5 protein-coding genes and 1 pseudogene are annotated in these 7,854 nt (G+C 67.7%); 4 read left to right on the top strand and 2 right to left on the bottom strand.

What is annotated here, in order from left to right:
- Positions 1 to 672: 672 nt before the first annotated feature.
- Both ACH4E7_RS44940 and ACH4E7_RS44945 read right to left on the bottom strand, forming a co-directional pair.
- Positions 673 to 1,695 (bottom strand): TniQ family protein, encoded by a 1,023-nt coding sequence (locus ACH4E7_RS44940; protein WP_396255019.1) that lies wholly within the window; start codon positions 1,693 to 1,695, stop codon positions 673 to 675.
- Positions 1,696 to 1,700: 5 nt separating this feature from the next.
- A complete protein-coding gene (locus ACH4E7_RS44945; RefSeq protein WP_396255020.1) occupies positions 1,701 to 2,882 on the bottom strand; it encodes an RHS repeat-associated core domain-containing protein in 1,182 nt (393 codons plus the stop codon).
- A 636-nt stretch (positions 2,883 to 3,518) separates the two neighbouring features.
- Here ACH4E7_RS44945 and ACH4E7_RS44950 point away from each other — a divergent pair.
- The 4 genes and pseudogenes from ACH4E7_RS44950 to ACH4E7_RS44965 all read left to right on the top strand — a co-directional run.
- Positions 3,519 to 4,880, top strand: a complete 1,362-nt coding sequence (locus ACH4E7_RS44950; protein ID WP_396255021.1) for a hypothetical protein — start codon at positions 3,519 to 3,521, stop codon at positions 4,878 to 4,880.
- Between the two features lie 79 nt (positions 4,881 to 4,959).
- Positions 4,960 to 6,216, top strand: coding sequence for a NucA/NucB deoxyribonuclease domain-containing protein (locus ACH4E7_RS44955; protein ID WP_396255022.1), 1,257 nt, complete (start codon positions 4,960 to 4,962; stop codon positions 6,214 to 6,216).
- A gap of 33 nt (positions 6,217 to 6,249) precedes the next feature.
- Positions 6,250 to 6,783, top strand: coding sequence for a hypothetical protein (locus tag ACH4E7_RS44960; protein WP_396255023.1), 534 nt, complete (start codon positions 6,250 to 6,252; stop codon positions 6,781 to 6,783).
- Positions 6,784 to 6,856: 73 nt separating this feature from the next.
- Positions 6,857 to 7,761: pseudogene (locus tag ACH4E7_RS44965) on the top strand (transposase); the annotation flags it as partial.
- Positions 7,762 to 7,854 lie beyond the last annotated feature (93 nt).

Consider the following 7,854-nt stretch of genomic DNA (forward strand, 5'->3'; position numbering starts at 1 on the left):
AGAAGGAGCAGGTCAGACGAGGAACCCGGCGAGTTGGAGAGAAGGTCATCACCCTCAGCCCGGCGATGCTTCACTAGTTCAAGCAACGGCATTGGCCGTTGTCCACCAGGTATCGGACGGCGTCCAACATCTGTCGGTGGCAGTAGCCCTCCGGCTGCCCGCCCCGCCCCTCCAGCCACGACGGGACGGGCAGCGCGTCCCTCATGATGGCCCACTCCAAGTCCGTCATATCGGAGTCGTAGCGGCGCACACGGTCCGGCCGGTCACCCGCATTCCCGAACCGGTGAGCGAGACAATCACACGACCGGGTAACCGAGTTGGACGACATGGGCATAGGAGCGCAAGACTGCGACACAGGGCCTCCTGGCCGGCTTGTTCGGACTTCGACAATCCCGAGCTGGGCAGGAGGCCCTGCCTTCATGCGCGCCCTGAGGAAAGATCACTCAGCCGTGTGGCCGCACTCGAACCGATGTCCACCATGATCGGTACGACAACGGCTTCTCATGTCGGCGAGGGGTTGGGCGGGTTGGCTCTGGCGGGTTGTTGGTGTTGCTGGCGGAGAAGTCGGTGGGGTTCTGGGCTGGTGGTTTCGCGGGTGTGGTGAGGGAGTTGCTGTTTCTTCGAGGCATTCTTCGGGTGTTGCGGGTGTGGTGAGAGCCCCGTAGGTCGTTCTCAGTTCGCGGTGGTGTCGCCGGCGTTGGCGTGTGTTGTCCGGAAGGCTGTACGGCGGGGTGACGGCGTGCTGGGCTTTTGGGTGTGGTGGTGGATCCATGTCCACAGGGGATCGTCGTCGGACGGGTTGAGGCGGGGGAGGCCGAGTTGGGTGGCGGTGTGGTGGAGGAACGTGGTGATGGTGGGGTGGGTGTGGCGGCGGGGGCCGTTGTGGTCGTCGGGAATGAGGAGGGCGCGGTGGTGGTGGAGGGCGCGGGCGAGGGTGACGGTTTCGGGGTAGGTGACAGCGTCCCGGGCGAGGAGCGCCCATGAGCTGCGGGTGGGTCCCGGCTCGGGGTTCGCTCTTGCCAGGGCGGTGGCGCGTTGCTGCCACCGTGGGGCGGCGTGTTGTTGGTGGTCGTACCAGCGGGTGGTGATGGTCTGGGCCCAGGTCCAGGCGAGGTCCGCGCTTTGGCGGCGTTGCAGGCGTTGGTGGGCGTGTTGTGCGTGCCGGAGTTCGGGTAGCGCGGTGACGTTGAGGATGGGGCCGTGTTCGCCTGTGGTGGGCCAGGTGTGGTGGCGGGTGCACAGGCGTTGGTGGTCGGGGGTGTAGGCCCAGGCGGTGAGGGTGGCGCCGTGGGTGTGGTGCAGGACGCAGGCGGGGCAGGCGGCGGTGGGTGGCTGCCGGGGGTGTGCGGTGCGTTGCCAGGTGATGTGGGGCAGTTCGTGGCCGCTGCCGGGCCGGGCCGGGCGGGTGCTGGCGACGGGTTCCCATCGGGGCAGGGCGCGGGCGAGGTGGGGGTGCGGGATTCGGGCGAGGGCGGCGATGCGTACCTGGGCGGCGCGGTTGGGGTGGAGTTCGGCGCCGGGCACGGTGGCGAGGCGTTTGCCTTGCGCGTCGACGGCGATGGCGAGGGCGTCGAGGAGCTGGGGCAGGTTCTGCCGGTAGGCGTGTGCCAGGCGGGTGAGGTAGGAGGCGGTGGTTTCGTGGGGCAGGGGCCGTATGCGCTGGCAGCCGGGGGTGACGGGCGGTGCGTAGACCATGGCCGTCATCGTCGGGCGGTGGTGCGCGTGGGGGTGTGGGGGCGGTGCTGTTCTTCGGCGAGGTGGTCGAGGTCGATGTCGTCCAGGACGGCGCGGGTGATGCGTTCGGTGCCGTCGAGGTCGGTGCAGTTGACCGGGTCGCCGGTGCAGTAGTCGTACGGACCGGCGTTGCCGCCCGGTACGGGGTCGACCTGCAGGAACCGGCCGAGCGCCGGGCTGTAGAGGCGGGCACCCATGAGGATGTCGCCGTCCTGGGCCTCGGCGGAGCGCTCCTTGCCGCCCAGCCAGCCGTACCGCACGGCGGCCTGGCCGTCCTGCGGGATGCCGAACTCGTCGAAGTCCAGCACCACCGGCTTGGTCAGCGCGGTGTCCGTGGTGACGACCACCGAGCCGAACAGGTTGGTGAACTGGAGCTGGACGTCACCGGTCTTGCTGGTGGTGGCGACCAGGTCGGCGTCCGGACCCGAGATGTTGCGGGTCAGGTTGCCCTGCGTGGTGTCCTCGACGGTCCAGCGGACGTGGTCCGAGTCGTCGCCGTAGTGGTTCAGCTTCGACGAGGAGTTGGCCCAGGTGCCGTCGGCCTGCTTCTTGCTGGTGGTGAACGCGGTCAGGCGGTGGGCGGCGTCCACGGCCCACTCCTGCTTGGTGTCCCCCTTCTCCTGGGCGGCGACGTGGTCGTTGGCCCAGTAGGTATTGGTCGCGCCGGTGGCGGTCTTCACGGTCCGGCCGGAGGCGTCGTAGACGAAGCCTGCGTCGGTGAGCCGGTCGGCGCTGTCGTAGGTGTGGTTCTCCGCCGTGGCCCCGGCCGTGCTGCACTCGCCGGCCGCCCCACGCGGGGAGGTCTGCTTGGACAGGCGGTTGGAGTGGGCGTCGAAGGCGTACTGCCGGGTGACGCAGCCGCTGGCGACCGTGGTCTGCTCGGCCTTCACCAGCCGGCCGAGCCGGTCGTACTGGTAGGAGCGGGTGGCGGTGGAGCTGGTGTCCTTGGCCACCTGGCCCTGGGTGGAGATGTCGGTGGTCTGGGCCCAGACCACCGTGTTGTCGGAACCACGGGTGTAGCTGCGGCTGGTGGCTTCGCCGACGGCGTTGAAGGTGTCCTTGCGGACGATGCCGCCGGGATAGGTCTGCTCGACGAGCTGGCCGTCCGCGCCGTACGGGCCTTTCTGGTCGCCGGGTAGATGTCGCAATCCACACCGAGCCAGAAGGCCCTCACTCATTTCAAGATTGCCTGGCCGTGACTCCTGTCACCAACCTCCGTGGTCAGTACATCTAGAGCGCCTTGATGGGCGGACATGTGCAATCTCGGTCTTCGGCTGCTGTGAGCTCGGTAGATGCGGCATTCTGCGGGCATGTACGTGCGGTAGATCCAGCGCCGGAACAAGGACGGCAGTGTGGTCCGCTATGTGCAGCTGGCCACCAACTACCGCTCCGCGGCGGCCGCCGTCTGGGTCGCGACCGCTGGCCCTCTGTCACAGAGGACACAACCAGTGCTCAGGCCCGTGCCTTCTGGGTCGCGATCAGGCCAGACCTGATCAGGGTGAACACACCGAGACGGCCTGTGGGAACCGGCCACCGAGTCGGCAGCGCCCCCGCTCAAGCGACATGGGCCGACCAGACCGGGGCACCTGCGGACCCGTTCCCGGCTGCGGGTTCATTGAACGTATACGTGCTTACCACGCCGCTGCGCAGCGATGTTGAGCGATCACGTGCTTCGTCTGCCGGCCTCTGGCTGGAAAGCCATCATCGCGATCGATATACCCATACTTGACGATGACATGACCGATAGTGTCCGTTTCACTGTCTCAGGACTTTGGAGGGGACCCATGACACGAACCAGGCGCGCCTTGACGACCGCCGGAATATGGGCCGGCGCCGTCGCGACCGTACTGTCGGCAGCGCCCACCGCGTCGGCGCAGGCACCGACGCGGGACTGCACCGGGATGTACAGCGCGAGGATCACCCAGTGGGCGATGCTCTGCGCCAACGCCGGCCAGCCGATCCGCGGCGCATTCGCCACCTGGCGCAACCTGCCCATCACCTTTGACTCCAGCAGCAACCCCAACATCATGGTCGGAGCAGCGAACTATCTGACCGTCACCCCGGACATCTCCTCGTTCGCCACGGTGCGAATAGGCCTGTACGCGCAGAAGACCGGCGTCCAGAGCGCCAGTTATGCACCGCACTGGGAGGAGGTGCTCGACCAGGGCGGCGGCCGGGAGACGGCCATCAACGTCGGCGCTGGCCCGAACCTGGCGGACGGCAGGAACCACAGCTACCTCCTCCAGCGCCAGGACAACGGCGACCAGTGGGAGGTGTTCTACGACTTCAACTCGGTCGGCACAACCACTGGGCAGAAGCCCGTCTCCCGCGCCTCCGAGGGCAACCGGATCGATGTCGGCCTGGAGGTCAACCACCCCGAGCACGTCGACGTCCCGGTCTTCGAAGACCGCGCCCAATGGATGGACGAGAACAAGATCTGGGGCCGCTTCGCTCCCGCCAACACCGCCATCCAGCTCGGACTCGGCAAGTGCGGCGAACCCAGCCCCAGCGGCACCCCTTACGCCGCGCCGTACTGCTTCACCGCCCAGCAGAGGACCAACGCGCAGCCTCCGCCGTTTCCGGCCGGAACGGTTTCCTGGAGCGTCGGCAAACCACTGGCGGCGCCCGCTCCCATCGCCCCGCTCGCGGCACGCAGCCTGGCGTCTCCTGCGCTCGACAGGCCGACGGTGTTCAACGGCGTCGACCAGGACGCGCTCCACACCTGCCTGCAGAACACCCCTGACGCCTGCGTGACCGCGGTGCCCGGCCTCGCCGACTGCCTGCGAACCGCCAAACAGTGCAACGCCGACCAGCCCACCACGACGCTGCGACGCAAGGGCGACGGCATGCCCCCGGCGCTGACCGTCGACGTGAACATCGGCGACCTCAAGCTGCGCACCGCCGCCGAGTTCGGCGTTCCGGTGGACTCGCTGCGAGTGAGCGCGGGAACCGTTGCCGACGACTCCAGTGGGCGTCGCGCGGCCGCGCGGTGGGACGCCGACACCCCGTTGTGGGTGATCACCTCCGATGCGCCCACCGGCGGCCGGCAGCAGGCCGGCTCCCGTGGCGAAGGTCTCGCTGTGGCTTACACCCAGGCCACGGGCGAACTCGTCGACGCCTGCTGGGGTCCGGCGTGCCCGCGGTGACCAGCGGAGGCCTCGTCCCGGATCGCGTTGTGTTGCCCAAAGTCCCGATCAGTCACCCCTCACGTCAGGAGTCCGCTCCGTGAATATCCGACCCATCCGTCGGTTCCTACGAGCCGCAGGAACCGGCGTCTGCGCCGTCCTGCTCGCCGCCGGCACCATCGCCGCCAGCCCGGCCGCCGCTCACGGCACCCAGGCCACCGGCTTCGTTCCCACCTCCACCGTGTCCGCGGAGGAACTCGCACGGCTCGGCCCGCCCGTCCCCTTCTCCGAGTACGTCGCCGCACAGCAAGGCCACGACTCCGGCGACACCCCCCGACACGAGGCCGCCGTCCTGTCCGCCGACGACCCCGACCTCAAGCAGGAATGCGCCAAACACCCCGAAGCGGACTCGCCGGCGGGCTGGGTCAAGAACCGCTTCGAGACCTGCGTACACCGCCACTACGACGTGGTCCTGCGCAGGGAGGACGGCACCGAGACCATCGGACGCCTCCAGTTCGAAGCCTGGCTCATCGGCTTCGCCTACGACGGACAGCGGAAGGTCGACTACGTCGCCAGCGTAGAGGACATCATCGTCCAGACCTTCAACGGCGAGGACGCAAAGACCTGGTCTATCAACCAAGAGTTCACCTACCTTGGCGGCCCCGTCACCGCCCCCGGCACGCAGCGCCGCAATGATCTCCTCGGCGCATGGAACTCGAACCCGACCTGGTCGCTCACCTACACCTCACCCGACAAAGGCCCGCTGTTCGACCAGGGGAACCAGCAGATCGTCAACACCACCGTGACCATGTCGATGAACGTCAAGTCACCCAGCGCACCCTCGAAGGGATATCAGGACACGGACGCCGCGCACTCAGACGTCCGCTTCGACTACGCCGGCCCCACCGCAGGCAAGCACAAGGGAACCGTCTTCACCGCCGCCCGGGTCGAGCTCGTCATGAAGCTCTCCGACCCCGCCGTCCGGGAGAGCGCACGGCACATAGCGGATGCCCAGAACAACCCCGAACGCACCTTCCCTTCCTTCGCGGCCAAGACCATTCCCGGGGCCAAGGAGCCGCTGCACCGCCTCGTCGACCGGGAAGAGCAGAAGAAGAATCGTGCCGCCGCCATCAAGACCTGCGACGACATCTGGGGCGACTACACGAAGTCCGGCCTGGAGTGCGACGAGTACCCCTTCGCCTCCACCAAGGAAGGCGCCAACAAGGGAGACAGGCGCTACTCCGCGCGCCTCATAGACGGCGACGACAACGGCAAGGGCGGCAACATGATCGGAGAGGTCTACTCCGTCAACCGGCTCTTGGACGGCGACCCCTTCTACGTGAAGATCGTCCCGTAGCCGAACGCCGACTGGAGTAGCAAGGAGAAAGTGGTGTCCGTCCTCTTCGAGTTCCGCACCGAAACCTGGCCCGACAACGGCAAGATCGTCGTGTACGACTCCGACGCCACCGTTCCGAGCGACGAAGCCCTCGTCCAGAGCCGACGGGATGTGGTCGGTAGGACCGGTACGCAGATCTACATCCACAGCCTTCAAGGAACCTCCCCCGCCGAGGTCGTGGTCCGGGTGTGGGACGGCCCGGTACCGGCCGACAGCGGTTGGGGAGCCGAGGGCGAACGCGAGGTGGAACTGGACACGCCCACAGGGTGTGTGGTCATCCGCGCCTTCTCGCCCGAGATCGCCGGATGCTTCGACCTGCCGCGCCCGGGAGTCTACGAAGGACGCGTCTCCTGGAAGGGGCGCCAGGCCGCGGAAGACCAGCAGAGCAGCCTGCACGCCCAACTGGTCACACCGGAAGGCCAACTGAACTCGGAGGCCGTCTTCGCGGCCCACCACGAGACACTGGAAACCTATCGGATTGACCTGTGGTGGACAGCCGAGTCCGAGGACGACGAGGACGACGACTAGGGCCTGTGTGATGTTGTGATCAACATTGCAGTTTCGTGCTCACCCGAAGGCGGAATCCGGTAGGACGCTGTGTGTGACGCGTAGGCAACTCACTGATAGCCAGTGGAAGTTCATCGAGCCGTACCTGCCGATCGGCAGGTACGGCCCGTACCCCGAGAGGCTGCGGGATCAGTTCGAGGGAGTGATCTGGCGGTTCCGCTCCGGCGCTCAGTGGCGGGAGATGCCCTCCGAGTTCGGTCCCTGGCCGACCGTCTACGGTCGTTTCCGGGTCTGGCGGGACGCCGGCGTCTTCGAAGCTTTGCTGGAGGGGCTGATCGCGGAAGCCGCGAAGCGGGGCAAGGTGGACTTGTCCCTGGTCAGCGTGGACTCCACCGCCGTGCGGGCTCACCACGACGCCGCCGGGATGCACCTGGACCCCGACACCATGGACGCCCTGGAGAAAGCCGCCGACGAGGCGGAGAAGGCCCGGCAAAAGGGGGCAGCCCGGAAGGACAAGACGGGCAGGACATTGGAAACGACCCGGAACGGGAAGAACGGCGACGTATCCGGCGTCGGCGCAAGCTCCGGCTGAAAGCCGCCCTGCTCGGACGATCCAGGGGAGGGCAGACCAGCAAGATCCATACCGCCGGTGACCGGAAGTGCCGCCCGCTGGTGTTCGTCCTGACCGAGGGACAGGCCGCCGACAGCCCGCAGCTCATCCCCGTGCTGAAGAAAATCCGGGTCCGCGGGCCGGTCGGCCGTCCCCGCACCCGGCCCGACGCGGTTGCCGGGGACAAGGCCTACTCGTCCCGCGGCAACCGCGCCCACCTGCGCAAGCGCCACATCAAGGCGGTCATCCCGGAGAAGAAGGACCAGGCCGCCAACCGGAAGAAGAAGGGCAGCAAGGGCGGCCGGCCCGTCAGCCACGACGCGGACCTCTACAAGGAGCGCAACACCGTCGAGCGCCTCATCAACAAGCTGAAGGCCTGGCGAGGCATCGGTGAGGTCGACTCGGGGCGCCCTGCTGGTGTCTCCACCAGTGGGTTTCCCCGAGCCGCCTCCCGAACCCGGCGTGCCCGTCTCCGGGCACCG

The sequence above is a fragment of the Kitasatospora sp. NPDC018058 genome (assembly GCF_044327205.1).
Classification (GTDB): Bacteria; Actinomycetota; Actinomycetes; order Streptomycetales; family Streptomycetaceae; genus Kitasatospora.

What these genes read in the sequence shown, in the direction of transcription:
- ACH4E7_RS44940 (WP_396255019.1), bottom strand. Translation starts at nt 1,695, where the DNA reads ATGGTCTACGCACCGCCCGTCACCCCCGGCTGCCAGCGCATACGGCCC.
- ACH4E7_RS44950 (WP_396255021.1), top strand. Translation starts at nt 3,519, where the DNA reads ATGACACGAACCAGGCGCGCCTTGACGACCGCCGGAATATGGGCCGGC.